This is a genomic window from Colwellia sp. SU-HH01217, assembly GCF_057543495.1.
The window spans coordinates 46,792-67,532 of the sequence record NZ_BAAJLX010000005.1 but is presented as its reverse complement, the minus strand read 5'-3'; the positions used below and the strand labels follow the sequence as shown (position 1 = coordinate 67,532).

The 20,741-nt window shown below is 37.0% G+C and carries 19 protein-coding genes and 3 tRNA genes; 10 read left to right on the top strand and 12 right to left on the bottom strand.

Annotation, left to right across the window (positions count from 1 at the left end; translation table 11 throughout):
• The first annotated feature begins 120 nt into the window (after nt 1-120).
• From AC27G3_RS08205 to AC27G3_RS08195, 3 genes are read left to right on the top strand one after another with little or no spacing between them, the layout of a single operon-like run.
• The gene (locus AC27G3_RS08205) at nt 121-1,107 is read left to right on the top strand and encodes a sialic acid TRAP transporter substrate-binding protein SiaP (protein WP_487120528.1); all 987 of its coding nucleotides are present in this window, start codon (nt 121-123) and stop codon (nt 1,105-1,107) included.
• Nucleotides 1,082-1,633, top strand: coding sequence for a TRAP transporter small permease (locus AC27G3_RS08200; protein WP_487120526.1), 552 nt, complete (start codon nt 1,082-1,084; stop codon nt 1,631-1,633). Before AC27G3_RS08205 ends, AC27G3_RS08200 begins: the two co-directional genes overlap by 26 nt.
• A 9-nt stretch (nt 1,634-1,642) precedes the next feature.
• Nucleotides 1,643-2,923: a TRAP transporter large permease gene (locus AC27G3_RS08195; RefSeq protein ID WP_487120524.1), complete on the top strand. Its 1,281-nt coding sequence runs from the start codon at nt 1,643-1,645 to the stop codon at nt 2,921-2,923.
• Nucleotides 2,924-3,751: 828 nt separating this feature from the next.
• Here AC27G3_RS08195 and AC27G3_RS08190 read toward each other — a convergent pair.
• The 3 genes from AC27G3_RS08190 to AC27G3_RS08180 form a co-directional block, all read right to left on the bottom strand.
• Nucleotides 3,752-3,827 (bottom strand) — tRNA-Val (locus tag AC27G3_RS08190).
• A gap of 40 nt (nt 3,828-3,867) precedes the next feature.
• Nucleotides 3,868-3,943 (bottom strand) — tRNA-Val (locus AC27G3_RS08185).
• 23 nt (nt 3,944-3,966) lie between these two features.
• Nucleotides 3,967-4,042 (bottom strand) — tRNA-Val (locus tag AC27G3_RS08180).
• Between the two features lie 300 nt (nt 4,043-4,342).
• On the opposite strand from AC27G3_RS08180, the gene gltX reads away from it, so the two are divergent.
• Together gltX and AC27G3_RS08170 are read left to right on the top strand one after the other, a co-directional pair.
• Nucleotides 4,343-5,755 carry a glutamate--tRNA ligase gene (gene gltX, locus AC27G3_RS08175; protein WP_487120522.1) on the top strand — a complete coding sequence of 471 codons (1,413 nt, stop codon included), beginning with the start codon at nt 4,343-4,345 and terminating at the stop codon, nt 5,753-5,755.
• Nucleotides 5,756-5,943: 188 nt separating this feature from the next.
• Nucleotides 5,944-7,293 carry a DEAD/DEAH box helicase gene (locus tag AC27G3_RS08170; RefSeq protein WP_487120520.1) on the top strand — a complete coding sequence of 450 codons (1,350 nt, stop codon included), beginning with the start codon at nt 5,944-5,946 and terminating at the stop codon, nt 7,291-7,293.
• 169 nt (nt 7,294-7,462) lie between these two features.
• Here the strand turns inward: AC27G3_RS08170 and AC27G3_RS08165 are convergent, their stop codons facing one another.
• Nucleotides 7,463-8,131: a TetR/AcrR family transcriptional regulator gene (locus AC27G3_RS08165; RefSeq protein WP_487120518.1), complete on the bottom strand. Its 669-nt coding sequence runs from the start codon at nt 8,129-8,131 to the stop codon at nt 7,463-7,465.
• A 131-nt stretch (nt 8,132-8,262) separates the two neighbouring features.
• Entirely contained in the window at nt 8,263-10,692 is a 2,430-nt protein-coding gene (gene fadE, locus AC27G3_RS08160) for an acyl-CoA dehydrogenase FadE (RefSeq protein WP_487120516.1), read from the bottom strand.
• A 146-nt stretch (nt 10,693-10,838) separates the two neighbouring features.
• Here fadE and AC27G3_RS08155 point away from each other — a divergent pair, with 146 nt between their 5' ends.
• Complete coding sequence (locus AC27G3_RS08155) at nt 10,839-11,630, top strand: class II glutamine amidotransferase (protein ID WP_487120514.1); 792 nt, start codon at nt 10,839-10,841, stop codon at nt 11,628-11,630.
• A gap of 10 nt (nt 11,631-11,640) precedes the next feature.
• On the opposite strand, the gene AC27G3_RS08150 is transcribed toward AC27G3_RS08155, so the two are convergent.
• The 3 genes from AC27G3_RS08150 to purM are packed head-to-tail and all read right to left on the bottom strand — an operon-like array spanning nt 11,641 to nt 14,214.
• Nucleotides 11,641-12,429 carry a DUF3108 domain-containing protein gene (locus tag AC27G3_RS08150; RefSeq protein ID WP_487120512.1) on the bottom strand — a complete coding sequence of 263 codons (789 nt, stop codon included), beginning with the start codon at nt 12,427-12,429 and terminating at the stop codon, nt 11,641-11,643.
• Between the two features lie 50 nt (nt 12,430-12,479).
• Nucleotides 12,480-13,151 carry a phosphoribosylglycinamide formyltransferase gene (gene purN, locus AC27G3_RS08145; RefSeq protein WP_487120510.1) on the bottom strand — a complete coding sequence of 224 codons (672 nt, stop codon included), beginning with the start codon at nt 13,149-13,151 and terminating at the stop codon, nt 12,480-12,482.
• A gap of 7 nt (nt 13,152-13,158) precedes the next feature.
• A complete protein-coding gene (purM, locus tag AC27G3_RS08140; RefSeq protein WP_487120508.1) occupies nt 13,159-14,214 on the bottom strand; it encodes a phosphoribosylformylglycinamidine cyclo-ligase in 1,056 nt (351 codons plus the stop codon).
• Between the two features lie 156 nt (nt 14,215-14,370).
• On the opposite strand from purM, the gene AC27G3_RS08135 reads away from it, so the two are divergent.
• On the top strand, nt 14,371-15,531 hold the full coding sequence (locus AC27G3_RS08135; RefSeq protein WP_487120506.1) for a DUF2066 domain-containing protein: 1,161 nt from the start codon (nt 14,371-14,373) through the stop codon (nt 15,529-15,531).
• Nucleotides 15,528-16,241 carry a DnaA regulatory inactivator Hda gene (gene hda, locus AC27G3_RS08130; RefSeq protein WP_487120504.1) on the top strand — a complete coding sequence of 238 codons (714 nt, stop codon included), beginning with the start codon at nt 15,528-15,530 and terminating at the stop codon, nt 16,239-16,241. Before AC27G3_RS08135 ends, hda begins: the two co-directional genes overlap by 4 nt.
• 22 nt (nt 16,242-16,263) lie before the next feature.
• Here the strand turns inward: hda and AC27G3_RS08125 are convergent, their stop codons facing one another.
• From AC27G3_RS08125 to AC27G3_RS08110, 4 genes are all read right to left on the bottom strand, one after another.
• Nucleotides 16,264-16,665: a DUF2069 domain-containing protein gene (locus tag AC27G3_RS08125; RefSeq protein ID WP_487120503.1), complete on the bottom strand. Its 402-nt coding sequence runs from the start codon at nt 16,663-16,665 to the stop codon at nt 16,264-16,266.
• A gap of 41 nt (nt 16,666-16,706) precedes the next feature.
• Entirely contained in the window at nt 16,707-17,045 is a 339-nt protein-coding gene (gene arsC, locus AC27G3_RS08120; protein ID WP_487120501.1) for an arsenate reductase (glutaredoxin), read from the bottom strand.
• 69 nt (nt 17,046-17,114) lie between these two features.
• Complete coding sequence (gene bepA / locus AC27G3_RS08115) at nt 17,115-18,569, bottom strand: beta-barrel assembly-enhancing protease (RefSeq protein ID WP_487120499.1); 1,455 nt, start codon at nt 18,567-18,569, stop codon at nt 17,115-17,117.
• 11 nt (nt 18,570-18,580) lie between these two features.
• Nucleotides 18,581-19,207: a hypothetical protein gene (locus AC27G3_RS08110; protein ID WP_487120497.1), complete on the bottom strand. Its 627-nt coding sequence runs from the start codon at nt 19,205-19,207 to the stop codon at nt 18,581-18,583.
• Nucleotides 19,208-19,344: 137 nt separating this feature from the next.
• Here AC27G3_RS08110 and AC27G3_RS08105 point away from each other — a divergent pair, with 137 nt between their 5' ends.
• Nucleotides 19,345-19,563 (top strand): sulfurtransferase TusA family protein, encoded by a 219-nt coding sequence (locus AC27G3_RS08105; protein ID WP_487120495.1) that lies wholly within the window; start codon nt 19,345-19,347, stop codon nt 19,561-19,563.
• A 48-nt stretch (nt 19,564-19,611) separates the two neighbouring features.
• A complete protein-coding gene (locus AC27G3_RS08100; protein ID WP_487120493.1) occupies nt 19,612-20,676 on the top strand; it encodes an AI-2E family transporter in 1,065 nt (354 codons plus the stop codon).
• The last annotated feature ends 65 nt before the right edge of the window (nt 20,677-20,741 follow it).

The window sequence follows — 20,741 nt, the reverse complement described above, 5'->3', positions numbered from 1 at the left end:
AATTGTTGATTTATTTGTTTGTAGGTAACAATATATAAACATAAATAATCAATTTAATTTCATTATCTTAATATGGTCTTTTTAACAAAACGTACACTTTCAAAGGTAGGTAGCAAAGGTATGATTGACTTGTTTATTAAACTTGTGCTTTTACTTTCATTACTGATTTATGCCCGTCAACCTTTAGCTAACGATAATAATGTCACGCAACTAACTTGGGCACATGTTTATGAGAATTCTGAGCCGCTTCACTTATGGGCTGTGTGGGCAGCAAAAGAAATAGAAGTAAAAACAGATGGTCGGTACGTTATTAATGTGTTTCCTTCTTCAGTTATGGGGAAAGAAGCAGAAATAAATCAGAGTTTAAGTTTAGGTATAGTTGATATCATTTACACTGGGACAAGTTTTGCAGGGCAAACCTATCCGCCAATGGCATTATCTGAATTGCCCTATATGTTTCGAGATTATCAACATTGGCAACATTTCAATGACAGTTCACTCTTTAACGATTTAATCTTAGGTTACAAAGCAGCTTCAAAGGGCAATCAAATCGTTGGCAATAATTATTATGGTCAACGACATGTTACTGCCAATAAACCAATTTATACCCCAGATGACATGATTGATTTAAAACTTCGTGTACCCAATGCCTCTATTTATAAAATGTTTCCATTAGCTGTTGGTGCTAACCCTAGCCCGATAGCTTTCTCTGAAGTGTATCTTGCGTTGCAACAAGGAGTCGTTGACGCACAAGAGAATCCATTACCAACGATAAAGGCGAAAAAGTTTTTTGAAGTTCAAAAATATATTAGCTTAACAGGGCACTTGCAAGGTTCTGTATTAACGGTAACCAATAACAACTTATGGTCCTCTTTAACGCCTGCTGATCGCATTATTTTTACTGACGTTTTTAAACAAGCCGCATTAGGTGTTTCCCGAGATACCCGACAAGCAGAATTAGATCTACAGCAATGGTTTGAAGCACAAGGAGTCACTGTTCTTTCGGTTGACCGACGGGAATTTAGAGCGAAAGTGCTCGATTCTCATCAACAAGTAAAGGCAACAATAGGAGCTGAATTTTATGAGCGACTGCAAAACATCCAATAACGACGTGTTCTGTGAGGAAGATTTCAACTTTGAAGATGAAGACACTTTTAGTTATGCAGATTATAAATTTGAAGACTGGTTAAGCTTTATTTTATTTTGGTTATTAGCCTTAACCGTTTTCTCACAATTTACCAGTCGTTATGTTTTTTCTGCGCCATTAGGTTGGACTGAGGAGGTTGCTCGTTATCAACTGGTTACCTTAGGTTTTTTAGGCAGTTGTATTGGTATTCGTAGAAATAGTCACATTTTTGTTAGCTTATTTCACCGTTGGTTTTGTGAAAAAATTTCAAATACGATTTTTAAAATAATTGCGTGCGTTAATGTAATTTTTATCGCTTGTTTAGTCTTTTTTTGCTACCAAACTATTCCGCTGTTACACATCCATCAAATGGCTTCATTGCCTCTGTCAATCAGCTTTTTGTACGGTATGGTTTTAGGTAGTTTACTGATTATGTTATTACGTAGTTACCAATACCTTGTCACTTATTGGCAGCAACCCTCGACAACATCGTCGACAAATATCTAGGAAAAATTTATGGTTATTACAGTACTGTTTGTCTCCTTGTTGTTATTTATTATTTTAGGTTTTCCCGTGGCATTCTCACTAGCTGGAGCGTCATTACTCGCAATTATGGTAGGTGGTCAAGTTCCTGAATTAGTGGTTCTGCATCGAATGGTAGGAGGAATGGATAGTTTTCCTTTGTTATCAATACCATTTTTTGTTTTGGCTGGTGCATTAATGAATTCTTCTGGGATCACGCATCGTATTTTTGATTTTGCTAACGCTTTAGTTGGCTGGATGCGTGGAGGCTTAGGCCATGTTAACGTTTGCGCTTCTATTATGTTCTCGGGTATGTCGGGTGCTGCGGTTGCTGACGCCGGTGGCTTAGGAGCAATTGAAGTGAAAGCAATGAGAAAAAGGGGTTACGATGCAGGGTTTTCTGTGGGAGTTACCGCTGCTTCTTCAACAATTGGTCCGATAATTCCGCCTAGCTTACCTATGATTATTTATGGTGTTATGGCTTCCGCTTCTATTGGGCAGTTATTTGCAGCAGGTTTTATTCCAGGCTTATTGATGGCTATTGCTTTAATGGTGATGGTGGCTTATTACTCGAAAAAACGAAATTACCCTAAAGATGCTGGCTTTTGTATTATCCGTTTAGGGACAAGTTTTCAAAAGGCATTTTTATCATTAATGACTCCTGTCATTATTATTGGAGGGATCTTATTCGGTGTATTTACTGCAACTGAAGCTGCAATAGCAGCCACCGTATACGCCTTAATTCTTGGGGCGGTTGTATATCGCACACTTAATTGGCAAAAACTGGTTAAAGTAACGATGGAAACAATTGAAACCAGTAGTATCATTTTAATGATTATTGCTGGCGCGGCTATATTTTCATGGGTATTAACAAGTCAGCGAGTTACTGAAGACTTTACGACATGGATGTTAACAGTAACGGATAATAAAATAGTGATTTTGTTGTTAATGACCTTAATATTATTTGTAGTGGGATGTTTTATGGAAACCATTGCCGCAATCACTATATTAACACCAGTTTTATTACCTATTGCTGTCGGTTTAGGGATTGACCCAGTACATTTTGGTGTAGTGATGGTGCTTAACTTAATGATTGGTTTATTAACGCCTCCTGTAGGTATGGTGCTTTATGTTTTATCCAGAGTCACTAACGTGCCTTTTGAAGAGTGTGCCAAGGCCACCTTTCCTTTTTTAATCCCTTTAGTTGTCGTGTTGATGCTAGTTATTTTTATTCCGCAATTATCGATGTGGTTACCTACCTTACTTTACCGATGATTTTTGTTTGAAATGTTTAGTTGAATAATTGGGAGGGTATTATTTTTGAGCTCGTTTAATTGGTGATATAAAGAAGGACGGAGCTTTAACTTTATATGTTCTTAGTATTTAGTTTTTAGATTTAACAAAAGTAGATGGTGGACGATACTGGGCTTGAACCAGTGATTCGGCGTGGGTTGTAAAGAGCTGTAGGTACTTTAACTTTATATGTTCTTAGTTCTTAGTTCTTAGTTTTTAGATTTAACAAAAGTAGATGGTGGACGATACTGGGCTTGAACCAGTGATTCGGCGCGGGTTGTAAAGAGCAGTAGGTGCTTTAACTTTATATGTTCTTAGTTCTTAGTTCTTAGTTTTTAGATTTAACAAAAGTAGATGGTGGACGATACTGGGCTTGAACCAGTGATTCGGCGCGGGTTATAAAGAGCAGTAGGTGCTTTAACTTTATATGTTCTTAGTATTTAGTATTTAGTTTTTAGTTTTTAGATTTTACAAGAGTAGATGGTGGACGATACTGGGCTTGAATCAGTGATTCGGCGAGGGTTGTAAAGAGCAGTAGGTGCTTTAACTTTATATGTTCTTAGATTTTAGTTTTTAGATTTAACAAGAGTAGATGGTGGACGATACTGGGCTTGAATCAGTGATTCGGCGCGGGTTGTAAAGAGCAGTAGGTGCTTTAACTTAATATGTTCTTAGATTTTAGTTTTTAGATTTAACAAGAGTAGATGGTGGACGATACTGGGCTTGAATCAGTGATTCGGCGAGGGTTGTAAAGAGCAGTAGGTGCTTTAACTTTATATGTTCTTAGATTTTAGTTTTAACAAGAGTAGATGGTGGACGATACTGGGCTTGAACCAGTGACCCCCGCCTTGTAAGGGCGGTGCTCTCCCAACTGAGCTAATCGTCCATATATAGTAAGATATAATATGAATCTAAGGTAAAATGATTGGTGGACGATACTGGGCTTGAACCAGTGACCCCCGCCTTGTAAGGGCGGTGCTCTCCCAACTGAGCTAATCGTCCAGTCATTTTATTATAGAGATAGATGGTGGACGATACTGGGCTTGAACCAGTGACCCCCGCCTTGTAAGGGCGGTGCTCTCCCAACTGAGCTAATCGTCCGTCTCTATGGGGGCGTATTATAGGGAGATCGAAAAACCTGTCAACCAAAACTAAGCACTTTTTGATAAAAAAGTTATCTTAAGTGTTTAACTGCTTTAAATTTCTACATCTTGATGGTTTTATCATCTTTTTTCACTTCATCCCCATAAAGATTTTCTGATAACTATCAAATCAAGGGGTGTATCAATCGAATATGCCTGATAAAATAACGTCAATTTTTTAGTGATTCAATTTAATAAATTCTTAATCGCGCTTTTAGCTTATCTACGATTAAATTTATTATTCAATAATGAGACTTTTATGACTTTAACAACTCGTTTTGCTCCAAGCCCAACTGGTTATTTGCACGTTGGCGGTGCTCGTACTGCTTTATATAGTTGGTTATATGCCCAAAAAAATGGTGGTGAATTTATTCTTCGTATCGAAGATACTGACTTAGAGCGTTCTACACAAGAATCTGTCGACGCTATTATGGATGGTATGAATTGGTTGAACCTAGAGTGGACACAAGGACCTTTTTATCAAACTAAACGATTTGACCGTTATAAAGAAGTTATTGCCCAGTTACTTGAGAGTGGTCATGCCTATCGTTGTTATAGTACGAGCGACGAAGTGGAAGCAATGCGTGAAGAAGCTAAATTAAAAGGTGAAATAGAGAAATATAATGGTTTATGGCGTGATCGCACAGATTATCCTGCAGACAAGCCTTATGTTATTCGCTTTAAGAACCCGTTAGAAGGTGACGTAGTTATCAATGATATGGTTAAAGGTGATATCACTATTAGTAACCAACAGCTTGATGATTTAATTATTGCGCGTACCGATGGTACACCTACATATAACTTAACGGTTGTTGTTGATGATTGGGACATGAAAGTTACCCATGTTGTTCGTGGCGATGATCATGTAAGTAATACGCCTAAACAAATTAATATTCTTAAAGCGCTTGGCGCAGAATTACCTATCTACGCACATATTCCGATGATTTTAGGAGATGATGGTAAACGTTTATCTAAACGTCATGGCGCGGTTGGGGTTATGCAATACCGCGATGATGGTTACTTACCAGAGGCGCTATTAAATTATTTAGTGCGTTTAGGTTGGTCACATGGCGATAAAGAGATATTTTCTCGTGAAGAAATGATTGAGTTATTCGATTTAAAAGACTGTAATCGTGCACCATCAGGATTTAATACCGATAAACTTATTTGGGTTAACCAGCACTACATGAAAACCTTAGACCCTGAATATGTCGCAACACATCTTGCATGGCATATGAAAGAGCAGGGAATTAATGTTGAAAATGGCCCTGCACTTGCAGAGTTAGTCAAAATTCAAGCTGATCGCGTTAAAACATTAAAAGAAATGGCTGAAATTAGTCGTTACTTCTATGAAGACTTTGATGAGTTAGATGCGAAAGCGGTGAAAAAACATTTACGTCCTGTTGTGAAAGAGCCATTAATTTTAGTGAAAGCTAAACTTGCTGCATTACCTAAATGGGAAGCTGGGCTTATTCATGCAGCTATAAACGACACAGCGCAAGAGTTAGAAGTTGGTATGGGAAAAGTTGGTATGCCGCTACGTGTTGCAGCTACAGGTGATGGTAACTCGCCTTCTTTAGATGTAACTTTAGCATTACTAGATAAAGATAAAGTGTTATCCCGTATCGATTTTGCTTTACAGGTTGTGGAAGAAAGAATAGCGAACAGTTAACTTTATAGTTTTAAGTAGAGCTAATTGTTTGTTGATTAAAGGTTTTGATATTGTCGAAACCTTTTTTTATGACTATTCGTTACCTTTTGTGAGTTATTTTCACTGAGAGTAAATTGTTTAGACGAAAATTTATTTTTACAAGGTATAATAGCGCTAATATTTATTATGTTTTTAATTAGGAGAAGAGTTTGCAGTTTAGTGATTTTGGGTTAGATAATAGTTTAATGGCAACTGTTGAGCATTTAGGTTTTACTGAGCCAACACAGATCCAACAACAAGCTATACCTGCGGCTATGGCTGGTCACGATCTTATTGCTTCTTCTAAAACAGGCTCAGGAAAAACCTTAGCTTTTATTATTCCTGCCATGCAACGCTTAATGAAAAACAGAGCGCTTAGCAAAAAAGACCCACGAGTACTTATTTTAATGCCAACTCGCGAGTTAGCTAAACAAGTCTTTAGTCAGCTAAGAATGTTTACTTCTGCTTCACAGTTTAAAGCTGTTTTGATTTTAGGAGGCGAGAACTTTAATGACCAAGTTAAAGTCTTAGAAAAAGATCCGCATTTTATTGTTGCGACCCCTGGTCGTTTGGCAGATCACTTAACTCAAGGACACTTTTATTTAAATGGCCTAGAGTTACTTATTCTTGATGAAGCCGATCGCATGTTAGATTTAGGTTTTGCCAAACAATTAACACAAATTAATGCCGCTGCTGATCATCGTAAACGTCAAACCTTAATGTTCTCTGCTACGCTTGATCATGCGCAGGTAAATGATTTTGCGCTAGCTTTACTGAAAAAACCAAAACGAGTTGCAATTGGCAGTGCTTATACTGAACATCAAGATATCACCAAGCGCTTTTATTTATGCGATAACTTAGATCACAAAGAGTCATTACTCGAACACTTTTTATCTACCGAGAACTATCAACAAGTAATAATTTTTACTGCAACACGCAGTGATACCGAACGATTGGCTAATAAATTAATTGAACAAGGTTTATCTGCCACAGCATTAAGTGGCGAGTTAATACAAAGTCAACGTAACCAAATTATGGACAGTTTTAGTAAAGGCCAAAATAAAATATTAGTGACAACCGATTTAGCTTCTCGAGGATTAGATCTAGTGAATGTTTCTCATGTTATTAATTTTGACATGCCTAAACATACTGAAGAATTTGTTCATCGCATTGGTCGAACTGGTAGAGCAGGAAGTAAAGGAGATGCCTTGTCTTTTGTTGGGCCTAAAGATTGGTTAAGTTTTAAAAATGTCGAAGGTTTATTACAACAAACTATTCAATTTGATTTTGTTGAAGGTTTAAAAGCTAAGTTTAAAGGCTTAAAACCTAAAAAAGTGAAAAAGACAAAAGTTGTGACTAAAGCCGATAATAGCAATAGTAAAAGCAGGGTGCCTGCAAGTAAAAAAGTTAAAAACAAAACGTTTCATTTGGCTGCAGATGCTGGTGATTTACCTATCTTACGTAAGAAAAAGCCAATGTCAGCATCTGAAATTGAACGAGATGATGGCGAAGAGGGGTAACGATCTGTATTTAGATAATATAGGTTGTCTTATTTAAAAAGAAAAAGAAAACAAGAAAGGAGATGGTAAACATCTCCTTTTTTAGTTTTGGGCGCATCTTGTATGGTTATAGTTATAAAGCTTAACGAGTGCTAACTAGAATTTATACCACTTACCAGATATTAATAAGCTAGGTTTTTACTCCTATCACCCAAGCAATTATACGATGAGTCATTAATGCGAGTTCTTCTTTATCAATTAGATCAACGGGTGTTGATAAATGACGGTATTCTAACTGAGTTAAAATAGTTAACATGATATCTGCATCAATATGGGGACTATTTTTATTAAAGTGCTGGCTTAAACGTAAAAAGGGAGCCATCAATGCAGCTTTGTGTTGCTTAGCTAGCTCTCTAAGCTCTGGCGCGATTTGAATTTCAGTAAAAAGTAATTGTTCAACAGCCAAAGAATGAGCTTGAGTAGTTATTTTTTGGAAAATATATTCACTTGCCATTGCTGAGAAGTCATCACATAACTGTTGTTTAATCGTCGATTTTTTTAAATCGGCGGCACTAAACTTATCTAAAATATTAAACGCGTTTTGCCAAGTTACTGAAGCAAGTGCGATTGTTTTTTCAGAGTTTAATTGAAATGCTTGATGAATAAGTGCTTGAATATCTTTAAAGTAATAAGTAGTTAACGACAGCTGAATATTGGCTTCTTTTGCAATAGAGCGGTGAGTTGTACCTTTGATACCATGTGTTGCTAAAACACTAATGGCGGAGTTTAAGATATGCTGCTTTGTTTTTTCGCCCTTAGAGCCATGTTTGATTGTACTTTTTTTCTCAGAGGTAGACATTAGAATTGTTTAATCCTTTAAATTATTCAGTGCAATTTAACTTTTTTATAACATATTTTCAATAATTTAAAGCAAATACCTTGAGGATATTTGCCCTTTAGCAATAAGGGCAAATATCGAAAAGTTAATGACTATTTGGCGACTGCCTTAGTCGGTAGTGCACTTGGGTCAAAGTCATCAACATCAATAGCGGCTTTGCGACCAACTTCTGCTTTTCTTAATAAATCAGCTTCATCATCGGTGATAGCGCCTGCGACTAAGCCAGCTTCTGCCACTTTATCTAAATGATAAAATGGCAGTTTAGTACCAACAGCGCGGCAGACTTTTTCATAGATGGGCTCGCTAGCAATTACATCAAGTAACGTTTGCTCTAATATGCCTAGCGGATTATTTTTATTAGCGGTTAAATATTGACCTTCACCTAAACGAGTACGCGCATTATTAGGCTTTTGTAATAGTTTAGCGACTTGTTGATCAAGTGAGTCTGCAGGTTTATTCAATTGGCAGCCAAAAGGTAAAATAATTAACCTGAGACTAGCGGCAACAAACTTATTAGGGAAGTTACTAATTAGCTCATCTATTGCTTGTTGTGCTTTGTATAAAGAGTCCTCAAGCGCCCATTGCATTAATGGCAAATCTTCAACGGGTCTGCCATCGTCATTGTATCGCTTTAAGGTTGCGGCGCTTAAATACAAATAGCTGAGCACATCACCTAACCGGGCTGACAAGCGCTCTTTACGTTTTAAATCACCACCTAGGGTCAACATTGCAACATCGGACAACATGGCTAAATTAGAGCTAAAACGTGTTAATTGTTGATAGTATTTACGACTAGCATCATTAAAAGGAGTTGATAATAATTTAGCACCAGTTAAAGAAAACCATAATGAACGCATAATATTACTGGTAGCAAATCCAATATGGCCAAAAAGTGCATGATCAAAGTCAATAAGCCCTTTTTTTTCATCTTCATTGTTTCCTGCTTGTAATTCAGCTAGCACATAAGGGTGGCATCTTATCGCACCTTGACCATAAATAATCATACTGCGGGTTAAAATATTAGCGCCTTCAACGGTAATCGCAATAGGCGCCCCTTGATAGGACCGGGCTAAATAATTACTCGGCCCCATGCAAACCCCTTTTCCGCCATGAATATCCATAGCATCTATTACAGATGAGCGCATTTTTTCGGTTAAATGGTATTTAGCTATTGCAGAAATGACAGATGGTTTTTCGCCTAAATCGATTGCACCTGTAGACATGGTTGTCACGGCATCCATTAAGTAGGCATTACCGCCGATTCGCGCTAAAGGCTCTTCAATACCTTCCATTTTACCAATGGGCAACTTAAACTGCCTACGAATTCTACTGTATGCACCTGTCGCTAATGCAAGTGATTTAACACCTCCTGCACTGTTTGAAGGAAGTGTTATAGCACGACCGACAGACAAGCACTCAACCAACATACGCCAGCCTTGGCCTGCCATTTCAGCGCCGCCAATAATGAACGATAGTGGAACGAATACATCTTTACCTTGGGTTGGACCATTTTGAAAAGCTATGTTTAACGGAAAATGGCGTCGACCTATGGCAATACCTTCGAGGGTAGTAGGTATAAGGGCACAAGTAATGCCTAAATCACTTTTATCACCTAATAATTTATCAGGATCATGTAGTTTAAACGCTAACCCTAGCACCGTAGCGATGGGCGCTAATGTGATATAGCGTTTATCCCAGTTCAGCATCATGCCAAGAACTTCTTCACCTTCAAACTCGCCTTTACAAACGATACCCGTATCTGGAATAGCGCCAGCATCTGAGCCCGCTTCAGGACTTGTTAACGCAAAACATGGAATTTCTTCACCTTGTGCTAAACGGGGTAAATAATAATCTTGTTGTTCTTTAGTGCCGTAATGTTGTAATAACTCACCAGGGCCTAAAGAGTTAGGTACGCCTACGGTACTTGCTAAGGTACTACTCACCCCTGTTAATTTCTGTAATACACGAGACTGGGCATAGGCACAAAATTCTAGACCACCGTATTGTTTTTTGATGATCATGGCAAAAAATTTATGATCTTTTAAAAATTGCCATACTTGTGGAGGGAGATCTGCCATTTCATGGGTAATTTCCCAATCATTAATCATGCTACAAAGTTCTTCCACAGGTCCATTTAAAAAGGCTTGCTCTTCTGAACTTAATCGTGGTTTAGGGAAAGTATGAAGCTTTTTCCAATCAGGTGTTCCTCTAAATAAATCAGCATCAAACCAAGTCGTTCCCGCATCAAGTGCTTCTTGTTCGGTTGATGACATTTGCGGCATAATACTTTTAAAAAGTGATAGAAGCGGTTTACTTATTTTTTGCTTTCTAAACTCACTTACATTGAGGGGTAAAGCGATTAGTGCGAACACTATCCAGCTAATAATAGAAATAGCATTTGCAAAGCTACCAATAGCAAGTAGGGCAATAAACGAAAAAGTGAAAGTTGATAAAGACGCTTTGTGATAAGACATGAACCAGCATAATGCGAAGGCACAAATTAACCAGGTGAAAAAATCCATAATATTCCTTGTTGATGGTCTGTTTGAATAGCTTAATTTGTAAACCTTTTATGATCAAACAGTATTTACGTTCGTTTTAAGTATATAATTATTTATTCGTTTTAACTGTGTATTTTTATCGATAATACTTTTTTAGAGATGTTTTTATGTGTGAACTCCTGGCAATGAGCGCTAATGTGCCAACCGATATTTGTTTTAGCTTTAGTGGATTAATGCAAAGAGGTGGCAATACTGGTCCTCATAAAGATGGCTGGGGAATTACTTTTTATGAAGGAAAGGGGTGTAGAAGTTTTAAAGATCCTATGCCCAGTGCACATTCACCTATTGCGCACTTGGTTACAGAGTATCCTATTAAAAGCGAAGCGGTAATTTGCCATATTCGCCAAGCTAATTCTGGCGCAGTGTGTTTAGAAAATACTCATCCTTTTATTCGCCAAATGTGGGGAAAAAATTGGACTTACGCACATAACGGACAGTTAAAAAACTTCAAAGATGAACTTCCTATTAAGCTGCATTTACCTATTGGCAGTACAGACAGTGAACATGCATTTTGTTGGATATTAGATCAAATACATGGGGAATTTGCTGAAAAAGAGCCTGAAAAAGAAGTGTTATTTGCTTTTGTTGCTCAGCTCAGTAAAAAAATTAATCACTTAGGCGTTTTTAATTTAACGTTAACCGACGGGGAAAGCTTATTTGTTTTTTGTTCTAATAACTTACATTGGATAACCCGACGTGCACCTTTTGGGAGTGCAAATTTAATTGATGCTGAAATGCAGGTTAACTTTAAAGAAGTCACTACTTTAAATGATGTTGTTACTATTATCGCCACACGTCCACTAACAGATAATGAAGCTTGGCATAAAATGGAAGCAGGGCAATGGCATTTGTTTTGTTTAGGTGAGTCTGTTGCAACTGGTGGCCAAGAAAGTCGCTAAGTAGAGTGTGTTATTTTACCGTTGAGTTGTTATCAATAGTCACTGAGGTAAGTTGAGCTTCAAATTGCTCAACACCGGCTTTCACTTGATAAAGTTTTACTAGTAAAAAGTCGAGCTCTGGTGCAAACCAAGCATAGGTCACTCTTTTTTTATCGAGTACCTCACGCTTAAATTTTACGGTTTTAACTAAACCGTAAGGCAGAATAATCTCTTCTTCACCATCATACTGGTAAACATAATCTTTAATTGAGCCAGAGGTACTGATGACGGGATAAGTAAATGTTGTTTGCTTATCTAATTTTGCTGTTTCATTAGCAGTATGTGCTTTATAGGCGTTAATTAAGTTGATTCTGTTTTGTAAATGGTAGCTTAACTTGTCTTGTAGACCGTTAGTAAAATCAACATTTATTGTGCGTTCATCTTTTATATTCTTAGCAGTTGACGCTGTATGGTTGTAAGTCCAGTGATATAACTTATCTCGACCTGTCCCTGAACGATTATACTGATAGCTTAAAGGGGTAACTTTATTGTTATCAACCGTTAAAATTGAAGTTTCCCGTCGATCGTCAGAAAATATTAACCACTCAATATGATTATGGTAACTGTACTCGAAGGTACCATCGGCTAGTTTTTTAAGTTGGCGAGTGGCAGTACCCACCGGATCTGATTTATGAATGACGCTGTAAGTAGAAGTAAAAGGTTGAACTGGTGTATCTGAAGCGATTTCTTGGCTTTGAGCTAATGACAAAGGAGCGATAAAACAAGTTAATAAAGTAAAACGGTTAAAGGTATTAATCATTGCTATTCTCTTGTTTTATCTAAAATACGAATTATTACTCAGACTAAGTATTAGTTATATTCTTCTTCATTGGCATAACCGTCAAGCGGTAAATTGTTACCATCTAGTACTGCTTTTTCATTGTTCATTGTTAAGCGTTTTAAAGCAAACCATTTAACCACTAATGGGTAAATTCGATGCTCTTGCTCATGCACACGTTTTGCTAAGTCATCGGCGGAATCTTCAGGGAAAACAGGCACTTTTGCTTGTAATATTACTGGACCGCCGTCGAGTTCTTCAGTAACAAAATGAACACTTACGCCATGAACATTATCACCTGCATCAATAGCACGTTGATGGGTATTCAAGCCTTGATACTTAGGTAATAATGAAGGATGAATATTGAGTAATTTTCCTTGGTAGTGACTGACAAAATCTGCGGTTAAAATACGCATGAAGCCAGCTAAAACGATAAGGTCAGGGGCTAATTGATCTATTTCAGCCATCATCGCTTTATCGTAGCTTTCTCTTGAATCAAAGGCTTTATGAGATAAGGCTATGGTTTCAATATTGGCTTCACTTGCACGAGTTAGCCCGTAAGCATCGGCCTTATTAGAAAGGACACCAACAATTTCAGCGGGAAAGTTTTTTTGTTTGCAGGCATCGATAATTGCCTGCAAATTCGTTCCGCCACCAGAAATTAAAACAATAATTCTACAAGGTTTTGCAAGAAGTTCTGGCATTGCTTAACTAAGCTCCAACTGTATTATTAATGATAACTTGTTCTTCATTGTCTTGCGCATTATCGATAGCGCCAATATGCCAAGCATCTTCACCATTAGCTTTTAACAGTTCAATGCTTTGCTCAAGTTTATCTGCAGGTACAGCGATAACCATGCCTACACCACAGTTAAATGTACGGTACATTTCGTGGGTGGTAATGTTGCCTTTTTCTTGTAACCAGTTGAAAATTTCAGGCCATTGCCAAGAGCTACCATCAATAACGGCTTTAGCGCCTTCAGGTAAAACACGAGGAATATTTTCCCAAAAACCACCACCGGTAATGTGACATAGTGCATGAACATTAATCTCTTTAAGTAAAGCTAATGTTGATTTCACGTAAATTTTTGTTGGTTCAATTAAATGATCGCCAATGCTTTTACCATTAAGCAATTCATTGGTATCTGTGCTATTTACTTCTAGTACTTTACGAATTAAAGAATAACCGTTTGAATGAGGACCAGATGAACCTAAAGCAATAAGTTGATCACCAGCGGTTACTTCACTACCGTCAAGTAAACGTGATTTTTCAGCAACACCTACACAAAAGCCTGCAATATCATAATCGCCTTTGTGATACATTCCTGGCATTTCAGCTGTTTCGCCGCCTACTAATGCACAACCAGAACGTACACAACCTTCAGCAATGCCTTCAACAACCGCTGAAGCAACATCAACGTCAAGTTTAGCTGTTGCATAATAGTCAAGGAAGAATAATGGTTCAGCACCTTGAACGATTAAATCGTTAACGCACATCGCAACCAAGTCAATACCAACGGTATCATGTTTTGCTAAATCGATAGCTAAGCGCAATTTAGTACCTACACCATCAGTACCTGCTACTAAAACTGGCTCTTTATAACCAGTTGGTAGTTGGCATACAGAGCCAAAACCACCTAAGCCACCCATTACTTCGGGACGAGTTGTGCGTTTTACTGCACCTTTAATGTTTTCAACAAGGGCATTACCAGCATCAATATCAACACCAGCGTCTTTATAGCTTAAGGACTGTTTTTGTTCGCTCACGGGAAACCTCAAAAATTACCGACAGTATTTAAAGGTGCGTATTCTAACAGCGCTGAGCCAAGGATAAAATCTTTATAAGAAATTATTTTTAATCTGGGTTAAAAACAAGTAACATCACGGCTATGAAATTGATTATTCGGCTTGTTTTTATTAACTATGATTAAAACCTGTTTTATTGTTTGTAGTTTCTTTATTTTATCTTTATCAACATCTATTAATGCCGTTGAAGTTAATGACTTATATCAAGCAAAAGTACCTGTAGCCTCTCAATCATCAGCGAAGCGAAACAATGCGTTAAAAAAAGCAATGCAAGCAGTGTTGGTGAAAGTAGGTGGGCAAGAGAGTGTATTAACTAATAGCACGGTGAGAAAAGCTGTAAATAACCATCGTCTATACGTGACTCAATTTAGTTATTCTCGTGAAAATATTAAACAACTTCCGTTATCTCAATCTAACAAAATAAAGCAAAATGAGAATGTCTTGTTATTACAAGCAAGCTTTGATGAAGATAAAATTAATGCCTTGCTTCAAGAAGCCGAATTACCTTTATGGGGCAGTTTGAGACCTCAAGTCATATTATGGGTCATCGAAGAAGATAGATTATCTCGCAAAATATTGTCTGAATCGAGCCACTCAAATTATCCATTTATTGTTAATAAAGTGGCTAAAGAGCGTGGTTTGCCTGTAATTATGCCATTAATGGACTTTACTGACTCGACCACGCTTTCTAAAACCGATGTGTGGGGGAGGTTTGTGTCTCCGGTGAGTGATGCGTCTGAGCGCTATGGTGCAGATATTATTGTTGTTGTACGCATTTCAAATAGTAGTTTGCTGGCAGACGGCGATATTTTGGATGATTGCCAACCCCTTTGTGATACGCAAAATAACACAGAAAAATATGTCTTAGATTGGACATTGTTTAACTCTAGTGTACTTAAATCGTCGAAAAAACAATATCAAGGCTCAAGCAGTGATGGAATGTTAACGCAAGCATTAGAGGATATTACTGATGCTATTTATCAGGGATATGCGCTGTCGTCCAATACCGACAATGAGATGTTAATTGATGTGGCAAATATTGATTCAATGCAAGCTTATGTTGAACTTGTGCAGTTTTTAGAAGATCTTTCCTCGGTTAATGCAATCACCTTAGTGAGTGCACAAGGCAATAATCGTCGTTTTAATCTGAACTTATTAGGATCAAAAGCGGCTTTATTATCGTCATTAAAGTTAGATAATAAACTAAAGCAATACGTCGACCCACTTGGTGAAATTATTCAAGATGCTGTGCCTGTGTTTTATTGGGGAAAACCATGAGCAAGGTTGCTCAATTAGCATTGTCGGTGCAGTTGCCTGATGATGAAACATTTGAGAGTTATCAATCGACTACTAACCAAACCATTGTCGATCAGCTTAAGCAATTTGTGAAAGGATGTGCTTCAGCCGTTAATGCTTCAAATTGTTTTTATTTGTTTGGTGTTAATGGGGTGGGTAAATCTCATTTATTACATGCCAGCAGTGCTTACGCAGAAACACTAAATAAAACGTCTTTGTGTTTATCGTTTACTGAACTAAAAGATTTATCCGTTGAAGTGCTTGATGGCTTAGAGCATATCGACTTAGTGTGTTTAGATGATATAGATGTTATTGCTGGCAACAAACAATGGCAACAAGCTATTTTCGACTTATATAATCGGCTTGTTGAGCAAAATAAGTTACTGATTATTACGGGTAATCAGAGTACAACCCAATTAGGGATCTCTTTACCTGATTTAGTTTCACGGTTAAGTTGGGGCTTTGTAGAGCAAGTTAAACTTTTGAATGATGAAGAAAAAGTAGTTGCGCTACAATTTAGAGCGCAACAACGTGGTTTGCATTTGTCTGACGATGTCGTGAAATTTTTATTTAATCGTTTAAGTCGTGATATGAGCAGTTTAATTCAATCACTTGATGTATTAGATAAAGCTTCAATACGAGAACAACGAAAAATCACCATTCCATTTATTAAAGATATTTTAGCTCAATAACAATTTAGATTGTTAACAGGGCTTATTCTTGCTCTTCTTTTTTCTTTCTAATACTTAAACCAAGTTCTTGGCCTTTATATTTCGCATAATAGGTGCCAGCTAAAAACATCACTGTTGCTAAGACTAATTCGATAGATGCCCAAATAAAGTCTTCAGGCGATACCCACAATGTCGTTAAGCTGTGAAGAAAATATATCATTACAATAAAGCTAGACCATGCATAAGTATACGGGTTGCCTTGTACTAATCCTTTTAATGGAAATAACAACGGCAGTGTAAACATGGCTACCGATAATGCAGGAGAAAGACCACTACTAGGATTTAACACAAGTAGCCATAACGGCATAAAAATCAGTAAAGAAAAGTAACTGATTAATGTGAGTTTTTTTAAGTTAGGGGTCGATATTCTTTGTTTTTTACTCATTGACTCATTTAGCTCTTTGTAAAATATTAATAAAACAAGGTTTATAGTATTGTTAAAACATTTTCAGGAGGTCTACCAATAATTGCCGCTGTATCGTTGGTAACAATTGGGCGTTCAATTAGCTTAGGGTGAGCTGCCATAGCTAGAATTAACTGCTCATCATTGGCTTGTTTAAGGCTGAGCGCTTTAAATGTTTCTTCTTTGGTCCGCATCATATCAATGGGCGAAACATTTAATAGAGATAATAATTGTTTAATTTGGCTTACATCTAACGGCGTTTTTAAATATTCAACAATTGTTACTTCTTTATTAGCTTGTTCAATAAGTTGTAGTGTTTGTCTGCTTTTTGAACAGCGAGGATTATGGTAAATAGTTAACATGAGTATCTCTTTTAGTGGTGATAAATTTGAATGATAAAATTATTAAAACAATTAATTTTGAAGTAGATGCTACAAGCGTTTAAGTTTATCTTCTTCTGCTTGAAATTGTAATATTCTAGCCTTGATTCTTTTCTTGAGTAATGGATTTTCTTTTGCAAAATTAAATCCTGTGTGCAATTCATCAATAGCAGGAGAATATGCGCCTAATAATGCCAGTAACTCAGCTTTACTGGTATGCATTAATGCCATGTCACCTTGTTTTTTATAAAGTTCGGTTAATATGTCGTATGCAATAAAGTTTCCTGGTTTTTTAATGAGAAAGTCTTGTAGCATTTGCGTTGCTTTATCATATTGCTCTGCCGCTTGTAATACACTGGCGTAATTGAGTGTGACTACCTGATTGTAAGGCATGAATAAGTCTAGACGACTAAGCATTTCAACCCCTTTGTCAAACTGTTTAAGGCCGATATATACATCGCTTAAAACATCAGCATAAAACAAGTTGTGTGGGTCTTGAGCAAATAATGGCTCAAGTATACTTTTAGCTTCTTGATATTGTTTATTTTCAAAATAAGACAATGCAAGCCCATATTCAGCACCTGCTTTTAAAGCATAAGTTTTTTTATAAAGTTGTTGTTTATAACGTGTAATATTGCTTTTGGGATTAGACTCATACCGAGCAATAATTCTGGCTTTTGCTAATTCAAAACTTAAGCTTGGCGGAATGGTACGCGCTGGTAAGCTATGAGCTCTTTGTCTAGCATCAGTTATTCGAGAAGCTGGAATAGGGTGTGTTAATAGCATCGCAGGTGGCGTGCTTCTATAACGGTATTTTTCAGACATTTTAGCAAAAAAGTCAGGCGCACCTTGTGGGTCAAATCCGCTGCTAGACAGCAGAGCAATGCCAACACGATCGGCTTCTTTTTCATTACCACGGGTATAATTGATGCTAGCTTGTTGTGTCAATGCCATGCTGCCCATTAATGTTGCCATACCCACTGTTGGGTTTACTAAAGTGAGTAATATGCCTGATACTAATCCCGCCATTGACAGGGCTTGCGTTTGGCTTTGACTTTCAAGGCGTCTCGCAAGGTGTCGCTGAGTAACGTGAGATATTTCATGGGCAATAACAGAAGCTAGTTCACTTTCAGTATCAGCTTCGGTAATTAAGCCACTGTGAATACCAACATGACCGCCAAAAAAAGCAAAAGCGTTAAGTTCTTGATTGCGGATTAAAAAGAATTCGAAACCGTAATTAACATCTTGGGCATTTTTGACTAACTGATTACCTAAGTGGTTGATATACTCAATAAGTACGGGGTCGTTTATCAGCGGTTGCGAAGCTCTAAGTTGTTTCATCATAGCAACGCCAATTAAACGTTCTTTATCAATGGACAAAATACTAAAGCCCGCTGCACCAATTTCAGGGAGTTTATTTTTATTGCTTTTAGATGCTAGTGACATGGGAGAAAGTAGCATAGACGTTAAGGTTGTCGCTAAAATTAAAGGTTTTAGTTTAAACAAGTTTGATCCAATTATTCTGATGGGTGATTAAGAGAGTCTGCAGAGAGTATATTGCCTTGACGGTTATTAATTTCTTGATAAAACTCAGCAATGTTCCTTCCTTTGACGTCAATAATATCAAAAGATTCCCTAAGAATATCAATTAAATTTTCAACGCGTACATAAGCGTGTTTGATGAGCTGCATATCTGCTTCGTCACCACTTTGGAAGGCAAAAATACTAAAGGCAACAAAGCTATTTATGCGAAATAACATCTGCATGCTTTCAGGGTACCAACAAAGAAAGGGACATCGGGCGTCGTCTTTTACGGTTCTAGAGATTACTTCACCATTGATAATAGGGTAGCAATGCAGTTCATAGCCCATATCACTATAATTATGGCGTAAAATCAGTTGTGCTTTATTTTTGACGTGAATATTACCTTGCGTATCTTTATATCCATCAAGTAAATCAAGGTTCCAGGTGCTTTTATTGAGCAAACGTTTATAAGCACTGTCAAAGCCATGAGTTAAAATACCATCAAGATCGCCAATAGATGATGAAACCATATGATAGATTGCCGGCACATCACCCCAGGTAATTTTCTTTTTTAACGCGGTTATCTCTTTTAGTGATGGGGTGTCAGGTAAATTGTTCATAGATGAATGATTTCCTTAATGTTTACGACCCAATTATTAGTTATCATAAAAGATTTATAAAAATAAGCGATGTATTGATTGTAATCAATTGTCGCAAAATAGATAATTAAACAAAAGTTATTTTCAAAGTTTTTGTTATGTTATATGAATATGATGCAACGAAAGAAAAGTGTCCATTGCCGTTAGTGAAAATGCGCGTTATTTTAAAAAAAATGAAGCGTGGCGATACTTGTATTATTCAAATTAGTGATAAAGGGTCAATTACAGACATTCCTAAATTGTTAAAAAAACAAGGGTACTTGTTTACTGAAAAAGTGATTAATTCAAATGTTTTACAAGTACAAATAGAAAGTTAATACGTTTTGTATTCCATGTGTTCATTAAAGAATAGGTAAGTTAATTGTATGGTCAAATATTTTAGCCAATGGTATCAGAGGAAGTTTTCAGATCCTCATGCGGTTACGCTAGTGTTTATTTTAGTTTGTTCAGTTTTATTTGTTTATTTGTTTAGCGACTTGCTAATGCCAGTATTTGTTGCTGTCGCTATTGCTTTTTTATTAGACCTACCGGTAAACAGACTCATTCATGTTGGCTTTTCTAGGTTAAGTTCTGTTGTCGTGGTTGTTAGTGCTTTTATTGGACTTTCCCTTATCGCTATCTTGGGACTGTTTCCTATCGTGTGGCGACAAAGCAGTAGTTTATTACAAGAAATTCCGCATATGATTACCGAAGGGAAGTCTTATTTATTAACACTTCCTAAGCAATACCCTGAGTTAATAAAAGCTGAGCAAATTGAAACATTTATCGAATTAGTTAACGATAAAATTATCGAGTGGGGACAAGTTATTTTACAAGCTTCCTTAAACTCTATTTCCGATCTTGTTGCGCTAATGATTTACTTTATTCTTGTGCCTTTAATGGTGTTTTTCTTTTTGAAAGATAAAAAAGATTTACTTGAGAGTTTTAAGCAATACTTGCCTAATGAACGCAGAATGGCTGTTCAGGTGAGTAATGAAATGTATCAGCAAATACTGAACTATATCCGCGGAAAACTCATAGAAATATTAGTGATTGGTATAGCGTCAACCATCGCTTTTGTAATTCTTGGCCTTAATTATGCTGTGCTGTTAGGCGTATTAGTCGGGCTATCTGTACTTGTGCCTTATGTGGGAGCAACTATTGTAACTATTCCTGTGGTTCTTGTGGCGCTGTTTCAATGGGGAGCTACGAGTGAGTTTGGATATGTGATGCTTGCTTACGGTATTATTCAGGCACTTGATGGTAATTTATTAGTACCTTTATTATTTTCTGAGGCGGTGAACCTTCATCCAGTTACCATTATTGTTGCGGTTATATTATTTGGCGGTCTTTGGGGATTTTGGGGCGTATTCTTTGCGATTCCATTAGCGACACTTGTTAAAGCAGTACTTAATGCGTGGTCGTCTACTCAGCTAGAAGAAGTGATTTAAAAACACTCTATTGTAATGAAATAAATAATATAATTTAAAGAATAAAAAACCACGATACTTCGTGG

Bases quoted from the DNA above. Each gene is read 5' to 3' on its own strand.
- AC27G3_RS08155 (WP_487120514.1), top strand. From the start codon at position 10,839: ATGTGTGAACTCCTGGCAATGAGCGCTAATGTGCCAACCGATATTTGT.
- AC27G3_RS08150 (WP_487120512.1), bottom strand. From the start codon at position 12,429: ATGATTAATACCTTTAACCGTTTTACTTTATTAACTTGTTTTATCGCT.
- fadE (WP_487120516.1), bottom strand. From the start codon at position 10,692: ATGGATTTTTTCACCTGGTTAATTTGTGCCTTCGCATTATGCTGGTTC.
- AC27G3_RS08125 (WP_487120503.1), bottom strand. From the start codon at position 16,665: ATGAGTAAAAAACAAAGAATATCGACCCCTAACTTAAAAAAACTCACA.
- hda (WP_487120504.1), top strand. From the start codon at position 15,528: ATGAGCAAGGTTGCTCAATTAGCATTGTCGGTGCAGTTGCCTGATGAT.
- AC27G3_RS08135 (WP_487120506.1), top strand. From the start codon at position 14,371: ATGATTAAAACCTGTTTTATTGTTTGTAGTTTCTTTATTTTATCTTTA.
- purN (WP_487120510.1), bottom strand. From the start codon at position 13,151: ATGCCAGAACTTCTTGCAAAACCTTGTAGAATTATTGTTTTAATTTCT.
- AC27G3_RS08195 (WP_487120524.1), top strand. From the start codon at position 1,643: ATGGTTATTACAGTACTGTTTGTCTCCTTGTTGTTATTTATTATTTTA.
- gltX (WP_487120522.1), top strand. From the start codon at position 4,343: ATGACTTTAACAACTCGTTTTGCTCCAAGCCCAACTGGTTATTTGCAC.
- arsC (WP_487120501.1), bottom strand. From the start codon at position 17,045: ATGTTAACTATTTACCATAATCCTCGCTGTTCAAAAAGCAGACAAACA.
- AC27G3_RS08205 (WP_487120528.1), top strand. From the start codon at position 121: ATGATTGACTTGTTTATTAAACTTGTGCTTTTACTTTCATTACTGATT.
- AC27G3_RS08100 (WP_487120493.1), top strand. From the start codon at position 19,612: ATGGTCAAATATTTTAGCCAATGGTATCAGAGGAAGTTTTCAGATCCT.
- AC27G3_RS08110 (WP_487120497.1), bottom strand. From the start codon at position 19,207: ATGAACAATTTACCTGACACCCCATCACTAAAAGAGATAACCGCGTTA.
- AC27G3_RS08200 (WP_487120526.1), top strand. From the start codon at position 1,082: ATGAGCGACTGCAAAACATCCAATAACGACGTGTTCTGTGAGGAAGAT.
- AC27G3_RS08165 (WP_487120518.1), bottom strand. From the start codon at position 8,131: ATGTCTACCTCTGAGAAAAAAAGTACAATCAAACATGGCTCTAAGGGC.
- AC27G3_RS08105 (WP_487120495.1), top strand. From the start codon at position 19,345: ATGTTATATGAATATGATGCAACGAAAGAAAAGTGTCCATTGCCGTTA.